Origin of the sequence: Fibrobacter sp. (assembly GCA_012523595.1) — a bacterium.
Lineage (GTDB): Bacteria > Fibrobacterota > Chitinivibrionia > Chitinivibrionales > Chitinispirillaceae > JAAYIG01.
Genome location: JAAYIG010000212.1, coordinates 19,681 through 38,019 on the forward strand (window position 1 = coordinate 19,681; position 18,339 = coordinate 38,019).

The window sequence follows — 18,339 nt, forward strand, 5'->3', positions numbered from 1 at the left end:
TGGAAGAGATCATCACTGCAAAACAAAAACGCAATACGATTTCTGAGGAGCCCCGAACTTGACAGAATAAGGGATCCGGCCGGCCCCGTAGAATCCGCCCTTGAATCCCATGGTACGCACAGGCCAGTTATAAAGGTTAATTGTATCGACTGGTACAGCAGTCAATCCCTGCAGGAATTCCCGTGCCTTGTAATCTCCCGGTATCACGTTTTCCACCAGATAGTGCCCCTTCTGAGGTCTATCCTTATCGATCCTGATATTGCGATATCCTGCCCTCGAGAGATAGTAATCAAAGGAGAGACGCCCGAAATACCACGTATCCTCAGGATAGTACCCTTTCCTGTTCAGTAAATACGGAAGTTTACGGTCTGAATCACTCTGAAAATAATCGGCACAGGCCAGAGCTATGGAAAAGACAAAGGAAAAAAGAATTGCAGATGACAGGAATAATCTGCGATGCTTCAAAAAACGGATCTCTTCACCAAGCACTATCAGTCCTACTGGAATAAGAGGCAGCATATACCTGACCATCGCTGACGGAAGCATTATCATTATTCCTATGTACAACAGTGAATAAGCTCCTATCAGTCTGCTTTCGTAAGATTCTGCGCCTGTTCCGGATATCTTTACAAAAACAGATTTCCACAAAATCCAGATACCGCTGGCAGTAAAAAATGAATATGCCAGACCAAGCCATACCGGTTCTTTCAGTACTACAATAAGCAGTACACCCCAGAAAACAGCGATGGATGAAGTGATTGCCAGGGCTCGAAAACTTCTTCTGGCCAGCATCAGCCAGTACCAGAACACAGGAAGTATCAATGCTCCTCCGGCATAGCTTACAAAACGCTCTATCCTGTACCGTACATCACCGGGACTCAACCCAAACCACCCTATTGAAATGTACTGGATTTTTTTATACACAATGATATTATGCCCCACCCAGATCAGCGGCAGCAATATTGCGGGAATGCACCAAAGGAGTAAAAACCTCCATTTTCTCTTCAGAATCAGGCAAGGCCCGAAAAGAAAATAGAGCGGCAGGGCATTGGTTTTGGTAAGTGCGGCCAGCCCGGTGACAATTCCTGAAAACAGAATAAAGATTCCATTGTCTTTTCTGAGTCCGTAAAGGAAAAGAACAAGAGACAACAACATCAGTGCTGTGATCGGCACATCCCACATCACATTGTGGCTGTTTACAAGCAAAGACGGAGAAACCGTCCACAGAAGAGTACCTGCTGATTGATAACCGGGTGAAAAAAACATTCCCAGAAGGTACCAGACAGAAACAATGGCCAGAACATAAAACGCAAACAGAACTGTATGAAAAACCCATTCCCGGTCACCAAAGAGAACAATGCTGCAAGCAAGAATTGCAGGAAGAAGGGGGGGGTGGCCGCAGCGGAAAAACACACTCGTTTCAGGCATTTCAGTTTTATCATGCAGAACCATGTGGCGCCCGTAATCACCCAGAGGAGGATCGACAGGATTTTCGATTATCTGACGGGCTGTATACACCAGCATGTCAGCATCTATATGCAGAGCCTTATTTGCAAACGGGAAATAACACAGGATTGCGACACCCAGAATCAAAAGTACTTGAGGCAGAGGCCGCAGGAGATATGGTCTTTCCTTCATCAATCCTGAGTATACAGGAAAAGAAAATCCCTGTCGACCCAAAAATACCAGGGGTTCTCACCTGCCCCGCATTGTCTCAGTGTTTTAAAATGGCTGCAAAAATGCACGATTACAGGATATATATAATGAAAAACACTTTACTACAGACCGCTGGAAAGGTATTATTTTGAGCTAAGACAGCTTTGTTCAGAATTTATCCAATCCGGCTGCTGATGAGTCAAATAAAAGCATACATCTTCCTGATATGTATCTTTACCTCCCTTCTCTCTGCACAAACCTTTGAGGTGCACTCTATTACAGGCAACGCAAAGGTGCAGAGGCCTGATAAAAGGGAATGGGAAAAGATCTCAAGCGGGTCAAAGCTCTCAGACAATGACCTTGTGGAAACTTTTTTCCAGACAAGGCTTATCCTGACTTTTGGAAATAACAACCAGGTGATTTTAGGGTCAAACTCCAGGGTTCTGCTGAATATTTCGACAACAAGCCAGCAGGATTCAGTATTAAAAGTTAATTTGACTCTCTTTGGCGGTGCAATTTACACGAAAACCGTATCAGGATGCCATACGGTAATTTACACGGCAAACGCAGTCTGTGAAATGGACAGCGGCTCGGTTTCCACGGTCGCGGATATCAAAACCGGAGAATCCGGATTCCACTCTCTTGGCGGTTTGGTTTACGTAAGAAATATCGCTCATCAGAAAGGCTTAGAGCTGCATCCGGGAATGACCACAATGGTCCTGCCCAGTAAAGAACCTGCGGTTCCGCTCTTTATTACCCACCGGCACACAGCCCTTCTCAAATCCCTTTTTGGTGATGAGTTTATTGAAAATGAGATGGAGGCGATGAAAATCGAGCCCACAGAGGATTACGGGACCGGAAGCCATCTCACCCCCTCACAGACTCTGCCGCCAGAATCGAACAAACCTTCAGATCAGGAGATGCCCAAAAACCAGTTCAGCCTGGACAGGATTTACGGAATCATACTCGAAAGTCAAAAAAGTGAGACCAGGTTTTATACACCGTTGCAACGACCTGTTTATGCCGCATCGAATAAACTGATCCTTTCAGCAGGCACTGATATCGGTTTTTACGATGGAAAGAGGTATCCAGCTTTAACGATCCAGCCATCCCTGAACCTGCCGGTATTTTCACTTGGCCTCAGATTAAGATTTGCTGAAGATTACCGGGACAGGATAAATTACGGCTTTAAGTCCAGGGCAGGACTGCTCGATAAACTGGAGCATATACTTATCGGTAAAGATTCCACATATATCTATGCAGGCTCGATCAGGAATTATACTCTCGGCCACGGGCTGATAGTCAACGATTTTACAAATGAGGACCCCCGGGAGATATTTCATCCGATAGGGGTAAAGGGTCAGGTACAAATCTCAGAAATCGGCATCAGAGCCTTTTTATCAGATGTCACTAATCCACAGATCGGTGGAATTTACTTAAGCATGGAACCATCCATGTATTCCCTGGGCCTGGGATACTATTTTGACCTGGATCAGCATAAAAATCGTGACAATTCAGGAAACTTCAGGTACTTTAAACAACCTTCATCCGGCACACTGGTTCCTGATCCGCAGGAAGACATTTCCAACGCCCATATTTATGAATTCAACTTTTCTTCCGATATTATCTCCAATCACAAGATAAAGCTCCGGCTCTCTTTTGAACTGGCTCAAAAGCTTCAGCCGCATAATGATGGGCTGATATTGAGAATGCCGACCGTATACTGCAATTTTAACAGGACAGGACTCGGGTTGAGCTTTATCGGTGAGACCGGAAGACTAATGTCTCATCAGTTTGACTCACATTACCTCCTTAACCGTTACCGCATCAAAAGCGCATCCACATCTGATACCCTTATAACCCAGAACAATTACCTGTCAAATGACAGACGGGCTATAGGCTTTCAACTGTCTTTTAACTCCAATCCATTTAAAGGCATAGATATCGATTTTAAATACAAACAGGATTTTCTGGGAAAGCATCAGATCAGGCTGATTCAGACAGACTCAACCAGCAGTATCGATGTATCAGGTGATTTTTCATACAAACTGATGTGCAGATTTAATAATGAACTGATACCATTTCTGAAATACGGAGATTTGTATATTCAGCAGTTCCATGGGAAAACCCTGCCTGCAGGAGGAAAGCTTATATATTCATGGGGCACTGAATTCGGAGGATATCTTTTGACAGAACCGCTATTCCTCAACACTGCGATTGAAGCAGGAGTAAAAGCACTCTTTATGGATAACATTGACAATTTAAACAACACCGCAGAACCGGAAGATATGCTTTGGGAGTTTTATGCCGGTCTGCAGATTGGTTTCTTATGAAAATCGACAGTGAAAAAGAATATCTGGATGTCCTTCTTGCCTGTGCACTGCGGGAAGATCTCGATGAGAGAGGCGATGTAACTTCGGAAGCTGTTTTTTCCGACAGTGATATGGCGGAAGCTGTTATTAAATGCAAATCACATGGCGTTCTTTCGGGTATATACCTGATAGAGCCTCTCTTTCAAAAAATCGACAGCAGAATAAAAATCGAGATATGCTGCAATGATGGTGATCAGGTCGCGCCTGGAAAGATGATCTGCATCTTGCATGGGCCGATAAAGGGGATTCTGGCAGGCGAGCGGATCATACTGAATTTTCTGCAGAGGTTAAGCGGAATTGCCACTGTCACTTCCCAGTATGTAAAAGCTATCGAGCATACCGGCACGAAACTGCTTGACACGAGAAAAACCACCCCTGGCCTGAGATTCCTTGAGAAGAAAGCTGTTTTACACGGTGGCGGACTCAATCATCGCTTCGGCCTCTTTGATATGATCCTTATCAAGGATACTCATGTCAAACGATGCGGTGGTCCGGCAAATGCTCTGAAAAAGGCGTTAGATTTCAGGTCAGATAAAAAAGACCTGAAAGTGGAGGTGGAAGTCCAGTCTTTTGAGGAATTCCTGGAGACAGTAGAGTACTTGCCCGACAGAATTATGCTTGACAATATGTCCCTTGCAGATATGAAGGCATGCGTGGAACATATCAGGAAAAACCATTCCAATATAGAGCTGGAAGCAAGCGGAAATATAACGCTGTCAAATATTGCCGCAGTTGCCGCCACAGGGGTCGATTTCATCTCATCGGGAGCTATCACCCACAGTGCACCGGCTCTTGACATTCACCTGGTGATCAAGCAGGCAGGATGAGACCCGACTGTCTCAATGGACTGCCGTTTGTCCGGAAATTCATCCATCTCGAGAATATCGATTCAACAAACCTCTTCGGCCGGTCTTTAGAGGACATTCCCGAATCAGGGATTACAGTGATTCAGGCAGACAGCCAGAGTTCCGGACGTGGAAGGCTTGGAAACTCCTTTTTCTCATCGCATTCCGGCGGTCTCTGGGTCAGTATCATTACGCCGATTTCAGACCTGAGCAGACACTTTCAGTTCAACAGGGCAATTTCACTTGCCATACACGATTCCATCCTGAAACTATTCCCGGATTCTCCATTGGGAATCAAGTGGCCGAATGATATTTACTGGGCAGAGAGGAAAATCTGCGGAATTCTGCTGGAAAACCATCTGTTTAATCCTGAATTCCTGGTAATTGGCTTTGGTATAAATGTAAATATCAAAGCCTGCGATTTTCCGCCTGAGATCAAAGACAGGGCAACTTCGGTTCTTATCGAAACCGGACAAACCATCTCCAGAACCCTGCTCCTGCGCTCTATTCTGGAAAACTTTCATATCAACCTTTCCGCCGACCAGATATCTCTTCACATCAGATACCTGGATCATCTGTACAGAAAAAGTTCGGAGGTTGAGATTGGAGAGGTCAGGGGGGTGCTGCATTCTGTGGAAGTAGATGGAAGGCTGTGTATACGGCGTGATAGTGATTATATTTATGTCGGTTCCGGGACACTGAACTTTCTCTGAATAAAGAGCAATGGCATACACAATCGCGATCGATATCGGAAATACAAGAACCCATCTTGGGTTGATAGACCCTGAAGAGCTGCAGTGCATGAGCAGACTGGATCTTCCCTCTTCAGAAATTGAACACCAATTGCTTCCTTCTGTGCACTCACTTAAAGAGCAAGGCCATGGTGATATCGGGCGGATCGTTCTTGCTGGCGGGATAAGAAAAGCCAGGGAATGGTCAGCCGGAATGCTGCGGAAAACCTTTGGAAATGTTATCGAGTTCAAATATAATCCGGAACTGCCGGTAAAGTTTGACTATGAGAATATAAACTGCCTGGGAGCAGACAGAATTGCGCATGCGCTTTACGGAAACGCCGTCTTTCCAGAGAAAAATCTCATTATTATAAGTATAGGAACAGCCATAACTGTGGATCTTCTGGTTGATCATGAATTCAAGGGCGGAACAATCCTTCCGGGAATCCTGATGCAACTGCAAAGCCTTCATAAATTTACAGACGCGCTCCCTGAAATCATGCCGGAAGGGGAATTCTCTCTGCCGGGGAGATCAACTGAGTGGTGTATCAGGGCCGGGGTATTAAATGGCACTGCCGGAGCTCTGAATCACATTGTGGAGTCTTATAAAGGCTCTTTTGCATCTTTAGATTTCAGGATTGTCTCAACCGGAGGCGCCTGGCCCCTTATTGAGAAACTGGTGAATTTCGAGACTGTTTATATCCCTGATATGACACTCATCGGTATGTCCATTTTACAATCACCCTGATCAACATCTCCTTTGTTGCCTCTTTAGAACCTTAAAAGGTAATTTATAAGCCAGAATGGAAAACAATCAGGAACCGTTCCGCTACCAGATAATCAGAAAAATCAACTCCGGGGGAATGGCCTCGGTTTTTCTTGCAATCGACAGCAAGCTTGGCCGTGAGGTCGCGCTTAAAAAGATTCATCCTCATCTGCTAAACCAGAAAGAAACCATCATCAGATTCAATTTAAAGGGTTTCATTGCAGGTGAATTCTCAATCCAGTATATTCGAAGGTAAACATCAGCCAGGGTAGCATCAAGACGTCACTGAGAGGCGCTACACTTAATTCAATGGTAGATTCCAAAAGCAGACATCTTAAAATTGCTATTGCCATAAAGGATGATGTTGATGAGGATTATCCTTTAACACTGGCCAGCATTATTCTGCCTCCCTCATCGGGTATTTCCAGATCATCGGTTACCATTAAGTCAGCTTTATTGAACGAGGGGCAGAATTCTGTCCAATCTTGACATCCTTGCATCCTCACAATCTGTTGAGAATAAAGATCTCTCCCGGAAGATGATAGAAATCAATGGACGGAATCTCATTTTCAACAATCCCGAAGGCAATAAGGCTTCACTGAGAATCTATTCACTAAACGGCAAGTTACTCATGAATAAAGAATTTACCGGTAGAATAGTAAGGGATCCGATCAGACTGAATTTAACAAAAGGTCTATACCTTTATCAGATAAAAACCGGTGTAAAAATGTTCCGGGGAAGATTTGTAATTAAAGAATAGAGTTTTCCGCGCTTCTGTAAAGTGGACATTGCGGGTTGCATTCCAGTCCGTGATGTCCATTTTTATTCTATCACCATCAATCAAAACCAGGCTGAATAAACACGAACTCAAATTGTAAAATTCAGGTTCAAACTGATTGAACCGGTTTATGCTTTAAAACTGGCTTGTTATACGAAATAGATCGTATAACTCTGAAAATATTACCCATCACATCCGTTGCGATCACAGAATGCTCACCATAGTGCTTACTTGCCAGAGTTCCAGCTTCTGCCTGGATGTAATTCCCAAGAATTGCTGATGAGATAACCGGTAACCCCTGTGCCATCAAAGATAATATTACTCCGCTTAGAACATCTCCCGTTCCCGCTGTAGCAAGCGCGGAATTGCCGAAAGGAAGAATATAGGCACTTCCGTCGTATCCGGCGATAATAACAGGGGCTCCTTTCATCAGTATTGTCATCTGATACTCTCTTGCCTTTCTCTTGAGAGTTTCTACAATCTCAGCGGGATCTTCCGGAAGGCTGCCGAACAAACGATGCCACTCCCCTCTGTGAGGAGTAATCAGCAGGTCTCCCGCATGATTTCCCAATTCCTCTGTATAGTTCTTGAAAGCATTTATTCCATCGGCATCCAGAACCGTGGGAAGTGGAATTGTTTTAATAATTTCTCTTACCAGCCGTGAAGTCTGATCATGATGCGAAAGCCCCGGCCCTACGCACAGGGCTTGTTTATTAATCGAGAGTTCTTTTATCTGATCAATCGCACTGAAAGCCGCTGTTCCGCTTCCGGTTTCATTGACAGGATGAAGAACTGTCTCAGTCAGTTTTACGGAAAGCAATGGTATGAGAGATTCCGGTGAAGCAAGATGAACCATGCCGCAGCCTGTTCTCAATGCCGATTCAGCTGCAAGTGTGGCTGCCCCTGTCATTCCTCTGGACCCGCAAAGCATCAGTACTACTCCATGATCATACTTGGACCCGGCAGGGTGCCTCTTCGGGAAAAACCCTGCCATGTCCTCCAGTTCCGGGAAACAGAGCCAGTTCTTCTTCTCCCCTACAACTTCTTCCGGATAACCAAGATCCTGAACAACTACTTTCCCCGCATTTAACCTCCCAGGGTAAAAGTAAAGCCCGATTTTGGGATATCCCATAGTCACAGTAACAGCGGCTTTTATGCAGGGATTACCGGGTATCCCGGTATCATTGTTGAGCCCCGATGGGGTATCGGCTGCCAGAACCGGAACACCTGAAATGTTTACAGCCTCTATAGCCATTGCACACAATCCATGAGGATCACCCTGAAGTCCGGTCCCAAGCATCGCGTCAATAATAAGCTTATACCTGGAGAGGTTGGAAAGATCCGCAGGATCACTGATTACCAGGTGGTTGCCTTTCTGGCTTATATACTCGTTAAAAGCGATTTTGCACTCTCCCTTGAGTTCCTCTGTGTTGTAAAGCGAAAAGCACATCACTTTATATCCGGCATCTATCAGCATCCTACCTGCCACATATCCATCACCACCGTTATTTCCTTTCCCACAGATAATAGCGATCTCACCGGACCTGTTATCCGGAACCATTTCCCTGGCCAGATTCAGAAGACCCATTCCCGCCTTCAACATGTATGAATATCCCAGGGTTACATTATCCCCTATGGTATCACTGTCTATCTGCCGCATCTGTGAAACCTTCAAGACTGGAATCATATAATCTGCCCTTTGCTTTTCCAGAGATAAAAACGTATATAAAATAGATCTGGTATAATATTCTGGGGAAATCTGCAAAAATAAGGCCAACTCGATAACAATGGAGGTCCAATGGCCCGCCTTTTTGTTTCAATCGATCTACCGGAGCGCATTAAAGACGATATCGAAGATCTTTATATGGCAATTCCCGGTGCTAAATGGGTTGACTACTCTCAGATCCACCTGACGCTCCGTTTTATTGGGGAAGTGGACAACATCATGGAAGAGCAGATAATAGCAGTTCTGAAAACGATTTCAATGCCACCATTTGAGCTTTCACTTAAGGGGGTCGGTTACTTCCCACCCAGAAGACATCCACGGATACTATGGGCAGGAGTCGCAGAAAATCCGGAACTGTTCCGATTGCAGGGCAAAATCGAACGCGCCTTGAACTCCATCGGAATCGCCCCTGAGCAGCGCCGGTTTCATCCCCACATCACAATTGCCCGTCTCAATGAACCGCCATTGGAAAAAATAGCGCTCTTTATGGCCCAAAACAGCCTGTTTTCAACAGAACTGTTTGCAGTGTCACAATTTCATCTATATCGCAGCTATTTGAGCAAAAGGGGTGCTTACCATCAGAAGCAAGCCACATTCTATCTGACCACTTAACAAAAAGGCAAGAAACGCATTTAGCGAATCTTGCCTTTTAATTACTACTCTAAAGAAAGCTTACCTTTTTCTGGCGGCCTTCTTAGACATTACCTTCTTAGCAGCTTTCGCAGGTTTCTTAACTGCAGTCTTAGCCTTCGCAGCTACTTTTTTTGCAGAAGAAGATATCTTTGCGGATGCTTTTTTAGCGCTCTTTTTGGCGCTCTTTTTGGCAGGTGCTTTGGAAGCAGTCCTCTCTTCCACAGCCGCCTGAGCAGCAGCCAGTCTGGAAATCGGAATACGGAACGGTGAACAGGAAACATAGTTCATTCCGACCCGGTGACAGAACTTGACTGATTCGGCATCACCACCATGCTCACCACAGATACCGACCTTCAATTCAGGACGTGTACTGCGGCCACGCTCGATACCAAACCTGATAAGCTCCCCGATTCCTTCCTGGTCTATTGTCTGGAAAGGATCATCAGGAAGAATCTTGGAATTCAGATAATCGGGCAGGAAACTTCCGATGTCATCTCTGGAGAACCCGAAACCCATCTGTGTAAGATCGTTGGTTCCAAAAGAGAAGAACTCTGCTACATCAGCCAGTTTGTTGGCAGTAAGAGCAGCACGAGGAATCTCAACCATGGTTCCATACATGAAAGGAATTTTCCTCAGCCCAAGGTTTTTACAAACTTCAGCATATACTCTATCCACGATCTGTTTCTGGTTGCTGAGTTCATTAACAGCGCAGGTAACAGGGATCATGATCTCAGGGAAAGCCTTCTTTCCCTCTTTAATCAGCTCTCCGGCAGCTTCAAGAATCGCCCTTATCTGCATCTCAGAAACTTCAGGATAGGTCACTCCCAGGCGTACACCTCTGTGTCCGAGCATCGGGTTGTTTTCCTTGAGGCTTTCCCCTCTTTTCTTGACTTCAGCAAGACTGACTTTCAATTCAGCAGCTATAGCCGCAAGTTTGTCCTCGGTGTGAGGAACAAACTCATGCAACGGCGGGTCAAGGAGACGGATGGTGATAGGAAGACCATTGAGTACTTCCATGGTCGACTTGATGTCTTTCTTGACATAAGCTGAGAGCTGGTCCAGTGCTGCTACCCTTTCCTCTTTTGTGCTGCTCATTATCATTTTGCGCAGCAGGAAAAGCGGCTTATCACTACCCTCACCATAAAACATATGCTCAGTACGGAAAAGACCGATACCCTGGGCTCCAAACTGAATTGCTTTTTTGGTATCTCTGGGAGTGTCGGCATTTGTTCTGATCTTCAGCACTCTGAACCTGTCACAGAGCTTCATCAGATCATTGTAGGAAGTATTATGCTCAAGATCCACATCGATCAGCGGTAACTGTCCCTCATAAACCAGGCCCTTAGTTCCGTTTATAGTGACCCAGTCACCCTCTTTAACTACTTTCCCGGATTTGGTCTTGAACGAATTTTCACCCACTTCGATATCAGCACAGCCTACCACACAGCATTTTCCCCAGCCTCTTGCCACCAGAGCCGCATGTGATGTCATACCACCTTTTGAGGTCAGAATCGCCTGTGACTTGTGCATCCCGTCAACATCTTCCGGTGAAGTCTCTTCACGAACAAGGATCACCTTCTCACCATTCTGCGCCCACTTTACAGCAGCCTCAGAGGTGAAAACCGCTCTACCCTTGGCACCACCAGGACCCGCCGGAAGTCCCTTGGCAATGGGTGATAAAGCTTTCTCAGCAGCAGGATCGATCATCGGCAGAAGCAGCTCAACAAGCTGGTTGGGACCAACTCTCATCACAGCAGTCTCTGCATTGATGAGCTTCTCCTTGTACATCTCGGTAGCCATGCGTACAGCGGCAACTCCATTGCGTTTACCAACACGGCACTGAAGCATGTAAAGGGTACCGTTCTCAATGGTAAACTCAATATCCTGCATGTCTTTATAATGTTTTTCAAGCTTCTTCTGGATAGCATCGAGCTTCTTGTAGATTCCAGGCATCTTCTCTGCAAGAGTGGGCAGATGCCTGCTCTGCTCGTTCTTGGAATAGTCGTTGATTGGAGCAGGTGTGCGGATACCGGCAACAACGTCCTCACCCTGAGCATTTGTCAGATACTCACCGTAAAACTTGTTCTCTCCGGTTCCGGGATTGCGGGTAAAAGCAACACCAGTTGCGCTGTCCTCACCCATGTTTCCAAAAACCATGCTCTGAACGTTTACAGCGGTTCCCCATTCATCCGGTATTCTCTCGATACGACGATACTCAACCGCGCGTTTTCCATTCCAGCTCATGAACACAGCTCCGATACCACCCCAGAGCTGATCATAAGGATCTTCGGGGAACGGATGACCCAGCACTTCCTTTACTTTCTGCTTAAAGAGGACAACAAGATGCTTCAGTTCATCAACTGTCAGATCCGTGTCGCTCTTATAGCCCTTTTCCTTCTTGATCTCATCCATCATCTCATCAAGAGTTTTCCTGATCCCTTTGCCGCCATGGGGCTCAAGGCCTTCCGCTTTCTCCATCACCACATCAGCATACATCATGATAAGCCGTCTGTATGCATCGTAAGCAAACCTTGGATTGTTGGTTTTGGCAATCAAACCCTCGATAGTCTTGTCGTTCAAACCAATATTGAGAACCGTATCCATCATTCCCGGCATGGACTTGCGGGCTCCTGACCTTACAGAAACAAGCAGCGGGTTTTTGGTATCACCAAACTTTTTCCCCATCAATTTTTCTACGTTTTTCAGAGCCTTTTCCACCTGACCCTTCAGTTCTTTAGGATAACTGCGCTTGTTATCGTAGTAGTAAGTGCAAACTTCAGTGGTGATTGTAAATCCAGGGGGAACCGGCAACTTAAGGGCTGGATGCCCGGCCATCTCGGCAAGATTGGCTCCTTTACCACCGAGCAGGTTTTTCATTGACTCATTACCATCTGCCCTACCACCACCAAAGAAATAGACATATTTTGGCATCTTGCTATCCTCCGCAGTTTGTTTATGGAACAAAAATCGTGACGTAAACTAAAACAGTAGAATATAAATGCTACTAATTACCTTTTCAAGTTAAATTCATTAACATCAACACCTGAAAATCAATTTCATCATTGAAACAAATCCAGAAGAATTATAAATTGAATAGTATATGAAACGAGAAAGCATAGCACTTCTCCTGCACCCATTCAAAAACAGACTGATTCCACGGGCAGCACTGAAAGATTCTTCAGACAGATTCGTAGATAATCTCCTCTCCCTTGTCTCCAGTCACCCTCATCTCAAACTCAATATTGTCATGCCAGGTTACATACTTGAGACCGTAGATACTCTACTTCTTTCAAACTTGAGAGAGCTTCTTAAAAAAGGAGCACTGGAGTGGATCCTGACCGGCTACACCGAGCCATTTCTAAGCCTCTCTCCGTTCAGCTTAACAAAAGATAACATCGCCTGCGGTATGCAGGTCTTCTCGGAACTCACAGGTCAAACACCAGCCGGCTTCCTTCCCCCATTCTCCAACTGGGAACCTTCCTTTATCAATTTGCTCCGTAAATGCGGAATCGATTACACTATTCTCAGCCGTGAAATGCTTCCACCTCAGAGCAGGTCGGCCTGCGGCTACTGGATGGCTGAATACGCAGGTAACTCAATACCTCTGATCACCACAGATATCATCTATCCCACAACCGCTCCTACCGATTTCAAAGGATGGGTAAATCAGATCTTTTCACAAGATAAGCTGGATAATCAGCAATCAAAATTCATTGCATTACAGTACATGGTTCCTCTTCAGGCGGAAAGTGAATCAGATCCCTTCAGATGGCTGAGTTTTGCCGCTTCAGAAATCGATAAACACCTTCTGAGTTTTCAACCTGTAAGGTTCAGCGACTTTATCAGTTCAGCCCCGCCCCTGGGACTTCAGTACATCCCTCCATGTATCCGAACCGGGGTCAGAGAGAAGGCAGATCTCCATTTCTTCAATTACGTCTACTCATTTGATCAGGTCGGAATCCTGCAGCGCAAATTGATGGAAGTAAATGATCAATTGCAGTCCATTGATGATCCCAAAGGAATTCCCCCTCTGAAACGACAGTTGTATTTTGTCCAGGATATAAATCGTATGCTGCCGGGAAAAGAATCCGGCTTTGAAAATCTCAACGACAGGCTGTGGTCCTACTCCAAACTCATAGATGTCGAAAATGCGCTCCATACCCGGAAAAACATTAAAGGCGGCCAGATCCGCATAACCGATTTCCTGCGTAACGGATCCAAGTCGATTGTCCTCTCAAATAAAGCACTGAAAACCTATATAGATTGTGTAAACGGCGGCAGTATCTTCGAATTCGATTTCAGAGAACGAAGTCTCAATCTCTGCTCTGCCTATAATCCTTCTCTTCATCATCCACCCAATATTACCTCACCGGGAAAATCCAGAACATGGTTTCTTGACCGGCTGCTCTCAGAGGAAGCAAAGAGCTCAGACCTGCTCAATGATACCTGCAAAGATCTGGGCAACTTTTCAGGCCAGTTTGATTACAAGGTAAGAAAAACCACCGATGGGGTAAAGGCAACCCTTTTGCGCCAGGGATCCATCCTGCAGGGAGAGAAGTTCTACCCGATAAACCTGGAAAAGGTCTTTGGTCTGGAGAAGGACGGAGCTGTGCTGTCTTTTGTATATCAACTCTCCAATCCCTCCCTGATAGCCAGTAAATTCAAATTCTCTACCCAGTTCTCAATCAGCCTTCAGGGACTCTCAAGCGGTGATGTCAGGTTTCAGCACGGATCTGAATCAATAGAAAAACTGGGATGGGAACTCTGCTGTGTGGAAGCGAAAACGAAATGGAGTATTGAGGACAGGATATCTGGAATAAAGATGACTTTCCAGACACAGAAACCCGTTGACATCTGGTTTTTTCCTCAATCCGCATCCGATCTACATGGAATTCAGCCCCAGGGATTAACAATCGTGCTTTCCTGTAATGTCAACCTCGAACCCAGCTCGAAGTGGAAAATAATCGGTAAAATCTCCTGCAGGAAAATCAAGAAAAAAGGAGAAAATATCGATGCGCTTTGATGCTCTGGATATTACAATCGAGGGAAGGGACGATGCGGTGTGGATCACATTCTCCGGTCCCTTCTATAAAGAGCAGATCCCTCAAATCAGGGAAAAATTCTCTGTACTCCTCGAGGATGGCAACCGGGTTTTCATCGTCGACCTGGAAAAAGTCACCGGCATCGATGATTCAGTAGTGCAGATGTTTCTTCAGCTTCTCAATATCATAAAAGGTAAAAACGGGGAACTTAAACTGGTATTTAAAAATGAAATCTTATGGAAAGCTTTTTCACAATTCTCAAATATTATCCCTATCTTCCCCGACTCTTCAATACTGGCCTCAAGCGGCTTTCTGGAAAGCCTGCGCCGCAGAAGTGAAGCCCTTTCCAGAAAAACCGGTATCCGCATCTCCCGTCCGGTAGCTTTGTTTCTGCTTGCAGTTCTGTGCGGATGGTTTCTGACTCTGGGGTTTATCATTCACCTCCAGAAAAGACATATCAAGGAGCAGCAAAGCGAAATTCTGAAATTGACACAATGGAAAGAACATTCACTGATAGAGATAGACAGACTTACAGAGCGTATCAAGCCTCTTGAACAACTTGGAATCCTTCCGGACACAGTTTTGGAGCGTTGATGCCAAAATCACCCGGCGCCTTACGCATCGGTATCATATTTCATGGAAGCAAGATCTGGCTTTCTGAATTTGTCAGTATCATCTGTGTTACACTGCTTCTTCTGACACTGTTTACCTTCAGCTTAATTATCCTGCGTAACGAATTCACCAGTCATCGTTATGCTTCTCAGATAACAGCGCTGAAAAGTGAAAGGATCTATCTCGAACACCAGAAAAAGGTTCTCCTTGAAAAAAACCGCCTTGCACAACTGCTCTGCCATTCTATTGGAAGTAAATTACCACCTCATACCATATATCATCTCTCTGAAATCATCTACACAAACAGCAGACAGTACGGGTATGATCCCATTCTCCTGCTTGCAGTAATCCGGGTTGAGAGTCTCTTCAACCCCAGTGCAAGGGGAAAATTCAGAAGCGGGAATCTAAGCGGGGCACTGGGGCTGATGCAGATAAAACTGGAAACTGCACAGGAAATGGCAAACCTTATGGGTATGGGAAAACTCAGCTCCGATGACCTGCTGAAACCCGAGGTGAATCTGGTGCTTGGTGTCGCCTATCTCACAAAACTCATCTCCCGTTTTAAAGACTTCAAACTGGGACTGCTTGCGTATAATGCCGGTCCCGGAGTAATTAGAGGTAATCTGTCCAGAAAACAACCTTTATCCATGAAATACTATAAAAGGGTACTACATCATTACTACAAGTTTCAAAAGTCGGTGCAGGAACTGAAACTTACCGACTCATTCTCCGCCTGCGATTGAATATGAGAGACTACAGACATTTTCTTTTCTTTACACGACAGATAAGTCCTGATAAAGTTGTTCTGGATCAGGAAGAAACCCGTCATGCAGTAAATGTGCTCAGACTTTCTGAGGGAGAAAGTTTTCTTGCCACCGATGGAAGAGGGAACATGTACAGATGCATCCATGGAGGAATCCATAACCATCAACTGGAAGGCATCATAGAAGAAAAACGGTTTAAAGGCAGAACTTTACCGCTGATACATCTCTTTATCGGCATGCCGGAGAAAGATCCCTTCGAAACAGTACTTGTCGACTGTACGGCTCTGGGAGCCGCGTCAATAACTCCGCTGATCTGTGAATTCTCCCAGAAACAGTGGTGGAAAAATGCATGGCAGAAACAGTTTCAGCGGCTTCAGAATAAAATGATCTCCTCCGTAAAACAATCCCTGTCTCCGTGGATTCCTGAATTGAACCAGCCGATTGCATTTACGCATCTGAACAGTTTGTCTGGAATAGTAATAACGGCTGATCCCGATGGCAGAAGTATTTACTCGAACAGAGAGAAAATTATCCATGCCGATACAATAAACCTTCTTATCGGTCCACCCGGAGGATTCAGCCCGGCCGAGGAGAAAATTCTCGAAAACCCGGGTATCCTGCATGTAAAAATTGCAGCATCACGGCTGCGGACCGAGCTTGCAGCATCAGCACTTCTCGCACAGGTAGCCGGGCTTCTGACAGACTGAAAATGCTCAACGGCTGACTAACAGAATAACCTGCAGGCTGTGAGTAAAAAACATCTCCTTGTAAGAGATTTCTTTGTAGGGAAAAAGGTCGCGTCTGGTCTTGTAATTGACAGGTACCCAAAAGCGGAAGCCATACTGAATAGAGAGACGTTTGTCCTTGACTTTCATCTCAAACCCGGCCCCGGCATCGGCACTCACAGAGAAATTACGGCTGCTTTCCAGGTAAGGATCGTTTATTTTCACGGATGAATTACCGGCTATAGTTTCCTCCTCCCTCGCCCTGACATAGTGAACCCCGCCGCCCGCTGAGAAAAAGATTTCAGCGTCACTGCTCACCGGAAGCGATACCTGCAGTTCAGGAACAATTCCCAGGTGAAACAGAGCAACTGACAAATAAAGCTGTTCGACAGAGTTATCATCCAGAGGAACCGCATCAGCTGTGTCCTCGATGACACTGCCGTATTCTATCTGAAAAGGAACCCTTAAACGCAAATTCCCGAGGAAAGAGAATTGCCTTCCTAACGATGCACCATAAGAATAAAGATTGGCCTTCTGGTATTTCTGCTCCTTTCCACCGGAAAGCTCATAGGAGCAGAAACGCTGGTTATTGGAAAGCCGAAGCCCGGCAAACCACAAATCTTTTCCCCCCTCAGCCATCGCAGGAAAACTGACAAGGAATAATAAAAGTAAAACAGTTTTTCTTTTTATCATCTTCTCTTCATCTGCGGATTTCTGATACCAGTTCCATAACCGATTCCGCAGTAATTTTTTTCAGGCAGGAATAATGCTCCTCAGGGCACGTTCTTTCAAAACAGGGAGAACACTTTTCATAAACCGATGCGATCCGGACTTCAGCGCCAAGCGGGCGGGTCCACTTCGGAGTTGTGGAACCGAATATCCCCACCACCGGTGTACCAAGATAACCTGCAACATGCATCAAACCAGAATCATTTGAGATAACAACCGAAGCTCCGGCAATGATCGAGACAACCTCCTCAAGCGTTGTCTCTCCGCATAAATCCGTGACCTTATGGGGCATGTGTCTGGCGATTTTGGATGAAACCTCCTTGTCCCGCTTATCTCCCAGAATAACTATCTTTGAATCGTGCATCAATCTTACCAGAACATTGAATTCCGGCCACTGCTTTGACGGACCATAAGCAGCCCCCGGACATAACACAACCGCACCACTGTATTTCGGGTCTGCTTCTGTCCTCAAATCCCCTTTCCACTCTTCAGGGTTGACATAGGGTACATCCAGTATTGATGAGTATTCTTTTGTGAGATGCTCATTCCTGATAGCCAGTCTCCTGTGCAGCCTGTCCGTAAGCAAAAATCCCCTCAGTTCAGAAGAGATACCCCGCCGCACAGGCACTCCGGCTCTGAAAGCAAACCAGGCAGAGGAAAAGGAGTGGGGAAACAGGTAAAAAGTATCAAAAGAGGCTCTTCTTATCTCGGAAACGGAATTCAGAAAATCTTTCCGGTTTTCCCTTTTGTATTCAATCTGAGGGAGTGGGCTTAGTAGCTTTCCCAGACCGGAGAGTTTCTCAGGGACTATAAGGACAACAGAACTCTCAGGCTGCTTTGCTTTCCTTTCAACCACTGAAAGCGCCATCACAAAATCACCAACCCAATTGGGCATAAGCACCGCTATTTTTTTTGGCATAGATGGAATATACATCCTAAATCGGCATCTAAACCTCCCAA

General features: G+C 45.5%; 17 protein-coding genes. 12 read left to right on the forward strand and 5 right to left on the reverse strand.

Features of this window, described 5'->3' with window-relative positions; translation table 11 throughout:
• Nucleotides 1–12: 12 nt before the first annotated feature.
• A complete protein-coding gene (locus GX089_14865; protein ID NLP03774.1) occupies nt 13–1,638 on the reverse strand; it encodes a glycosyltransferase family 39 protein in 1,626 nt (541 codons plus the stop codon).
• Between the two features lie 212 nt (nt 1,639–1,850).
• Between GX089_14865 and GX089_14870 the strand changes: the two genes are divergently transcribed.
• Genes GX089_14870 through GX089_14900 form a run of 7 tightly spaced genes read left to right on the forward strand, consistent with a single transcriptional unit; the run spans nt 1,851 to nt 7,130 of the window.
• A complete protein-coding gene (locus tag GX089_14870) occupies nt 1,851–3,989 on the forward strand; it encodes a hypothetical protein (protein NLP03775.1) in 2,139 nt (712 codons plus the stop codon).
• The gene (gene nadC, locus GX089_14875) at nt 3,986–4,855 is read left to right on the forward strand and encodes a carboxylating nicotinate-nucleotide diphosphorylase (GenBank protein ID NLP03776.1); all 870 of its coding nucleotides are present in this window, start codon (nt 3,986–3,988) and stop codon (nt 4,853–4,855) included. The genes GX089_14870 and nadC overlap by 4 nt, the downstream gene beginning before the upstream one ends.
• Nucleotides 4,852–5,586 (forward strand): biotin--[acetyl-CoA-carboxylase] ligase, encoded by a 735-nt coding sequence (locus GX089_14880; protein NLP03777.1) that lies wholly within the window; start codon nt 4,852–4,854, stop codon nt 5,584–5,586. The genes nadC and GX089_14880 overlap by 4 nt, the downstream gene beginning before the upstream one ends.
• Nucleotides 5,587–5,596: 10 nt before the next feature.
• Nucleotides 5,597–6,352, forward strand: a complete 756-nt coding sequence (locus GX089_14885) for a type III pantothenate kinase (protein ID NLP03778.1) — start codon at nt 5,597–5,599, stop codon at nt 6,350–6,352.
• A gap of 55 nt (nt 6,353–6,407) precedes the next feature.
• On the forward strand, nt 6,408–6,626 hold the full coding sequence (locus tag GX089_14890) for a hypothetical protein (GenBank protein ID NLP03779.1): 219 nt from the start codon (nt 6,408–6,410) through the stop codon (nt 6,624–6,626).
• Between the two features lie 53 nt (nt 6,627–6,679).
• Nucleotides 6,680–6,859, forward strand: a complete 180-nt coding sequence (locus GX089_14895; protein ID NLP03780.1) for a hypothetical protein — start codon at nt 6,680–6,682, stop codon at nt 6,857–6,859.
• A gap of 49 nt (nt 6,860–6,908) precedes the next feature.
• Nucleotides 6,909–7,130, forward strand: coding sequence for a T9SS type A sorting domain-containing protein (locus GX089_14900; GenBank protein ID NLP03781.1), 222 nt, complete (start codon nt 6,909–6,911; stop codon nt 7,128–7,130).
• 127 nt (nt 7,131–7,257) lie between these two features.
• Here the strand turns inward: GX089_14900 and GX089_14905 are convergent, their stop codons facing one another.
• Nucleotides 7,258–8,835 carry an NAD(P)H-hydrate dehydratase gene (locus GX089_14905; protein NLP03782.1) on the reverse strand — a complete coding sequence of 526 codons (1,578 nt, stop codon included), beginning with the start codon at nt 8,833–8,835 and terminating at the stop codon, nt 7,258–7,260.
• A 111-nt stretch (nt 8,836–8,946) separates the two neighbouring features.
• Between GX089_14905 and thpR the strand changes: the two genes are divergently transcribed.
• On the forward strand, nt 8,947–9,486 hold the full coding sequence (thpR, locus tag GX089_14910; GenBank protein NLP03783.1) for an RNA 2',3'-cyclic phosphodiesterase: 540 nt from the start codon (nt 8,947–8,949) through the stop codon (nt 9,484–9,486).
• Between the two features lie 60 nt (nt 9,487–9,546).
• Here thpR and GX089_14915 read toward each other — a convergent pair whose 3' ends face one another.
• Nucleotides 9,547–12,438: a pyruvate, phosphate dikinase gene (locus GX089_14915; protein NLP03784.1), complete on the reverse strand. Its 2,892-nt coding sequence runs from the start codon at nt 12,436–12,438 to the stop codon at nt 9,547–9,549.
• A 169-nt stretch (nt 12,439–12,607) separates the two neighbouring features.
• On the opposite strand from GX089_14915, the gene GX089_14920 reads away from it, so the two are divergent.
• From GX089_14920 to GX089_14935, 4 genes are read left to right on the forward strand one after another with little or no spacing between them, the layout of a single operon-like run.
• On the forward strand, nt 12,608–14,530 hold the full coding sequence (locus tag GX089_14920) for a DUF1926 domain-containing protein (protein NLP03785.1): 1,923 nt from the start codon (nt 12,608–12,610) through the stop codon (nt 14,528–14,530).
• Nucleotides 14,520–15,143: an STAS domain-containing protein gene (locus tag GX089_14925; protein ID NLP03786.1), complete on the forward strand. Its 624-nt coding sequence runs from the start codon at nt 14,520–14,522 to the stop codon at nt 15,141–15,143. Before GX089_14920 ends, GX089_14925 begins: the two co-directional genes overlap by 11 nt.
• Nucleotides 15,143–15,904 carry a lytic transglycosylase domain-containing protein gene (locus GX089_14930; protein ID NLP03787.1) on the forward strand — a complete coding sequence of 254 codons (762 nt, stop codon included), beginning with the start codon at nt 15,143–15,145 and terminating at the stop codon, nt 15,902–15,904. The genes GX089_14925 and GX089_14930 overlap by 1 nt, the downstream gene beginning before the upstream one ends.
• A gap of 2 nt (nt 15,905–15,906) precedes the next feature.
• Complete coding sequence (locus GX089_14935; GenBank protein ID NLP03788.1) at nt 15,907–16,632, forward strand: 16S rRNA (uracil(1498)-N(3))-methyltransferase; 726 nt, start codon at nt 15,907–15,909, stop codon at nt 16,630–16,632.
• Between the two features lie 6 nt (nt 16,633–16,638).
• On the opposite strand, the gene GX089_14940 is transcribed toward GX089_14935, so the two are convergent.
• Complete coding sequence (locus GX089_14940; protein NLP03789.1) at nt 16,639–17,343, reverse strand: hypothetical protein; 705 nt, start codon at nt 17,341–17,343, stop codon at nt 16,639–16,641.
• A 7-nt stretch (nt 17,344–17,350) separates the two neighbouring features.
• Entirely contained in the window at nt 17,351–18,298 is a 948-nt protein-coding gene (waaF, locus tag GX089_14945) for a lipopolysaccharide heptosyltransferase II (GenBank protein ID NLP03790.1), read from the reverse strand.
• Between the last annotated feature and the right edge of the window lie 41 nt (nt 18,299–18,339).

What these genes read in the sequence shown, in the direction of transcription:
- GX089_14865 (NLP03774.1), bottom strand. Translation starts at nt 1,638, where the DNA reads ATGAAGGAAAGACCATATCTCCTGCGGCCTCTGCCTCAAGTACTTTTG.
- GX089_14870 (NLP03775.1), top strand. Translation starts at nt 1,851, where the DNA reads ATGAGTCAAATAAAAGCATACATCTTCCTGATATGTATCTTTACCTCC.
- nadC (NLP03776.1), top strand. Translation starts at nt 3,986, where the DNA reads ATGAAAATCGACAGTGAAAAAGAATATCTGGATGTCCTTCTTGCCTGT.
- GX089_14880 (NLP03777.1), top strand. Translation starts at nt 4,852, where the DNA reads ATGAGACCCGACTGTCTCAATGGACTGCCGTTTGTCCGGAAATTCATC.
- GX089_14885 (NLP03778.1), top strand. Translation starts at nt 5,597, where the DNA reads ATGGCATACACAATCGCGATCGATATCGGAAATACAAGAACCCATCTT.
- GX089_14890 (NLP03779.1), top strand. Translation starts at nt 6,408, where the DNA reads ATGGAAAACAATCAGGAACCGTTCCGCTACCAGATAATCAGAAAAATC.
- GX089_14895 (NLP03780.1), top strand. Translation starts at nt 6,680, where the DNA reads ATGGTAGATTCCAAAAGCAGACATCTTAAAATTGCTATTGCCATAAAG.
- GX089_14900 (NLP03781.1), top strand. Translation starts at nt 6,909, where the DNA reads ATGATAGAAATCAATGGACGGAATCTCATTTTCAACAATCCCGAAGGC.
- GX089_14905 (NLP03782.1), bottom strand. Translation starts at nt 8,835, where the DNA reads ATGATTCCAGTCTTGAAGGTTTCACAGATGCGGCAGATAGACAGTGAT.
- thpR (NLP03783.1), top strand. Translation starts at nt 8,947, where the DNA reads ATGGCCCGCCTTTTTGTTTCAATCGATCTACCGGAGCGCATTAAAGAC.
- GX089_14915 (NLP03784.1), bottom strand. Translation starts at nt 12,438, where the DNA reads ATGCCAAAATATGTCTATTTCTTTGGTGGTGGTAGGGCAGATGGTAAT.
- GX089_14920 (NLP03785.1), top strand. Translation starts at nt 12,608, where the DNA reads ATGAAACGAGAAAGCATAGCACTTCTCCTGCACCCATTCAAAAACAGA.
- GX089_14925 (NLP03786.1), top strand. Translation starts at nt 14,520, where the DNA reads ATGCGCTTTGATGCTCTGGATATTACAATCGAGGGAAGGGACGATGCG.
- GX089_14930 (NLP03787.1), top strand. Translation starts at nt 15,143, where the DNA reads ATGCCAAAATCACCCGGCGCCTTACGCATCGGTATCATATTTCATGGA.
- GX089_14935 (NLP03788.1), top strand. Translation starts at nt 15,907, where the DNA reads ATGAGAGACTACAGACATTTTCTTTTCTTTACACGACAGATAAGTCCT.
- GX089_14940 (NLP03789.1), bottom strand. Translation starts at nt 17,343, where the DNA reads ATGATAAAAAGAAAAACTGTTTTACTTTTATTATTCCTTGTCAGTTTT.
- waaF (NLP03790.1), bottom strand. Translation starts at nt 18,298, where the DNA reads ATGCCAAAAAAAATAGCGGTGCTTATGCCCAATTGGGTTGGTGATTTT.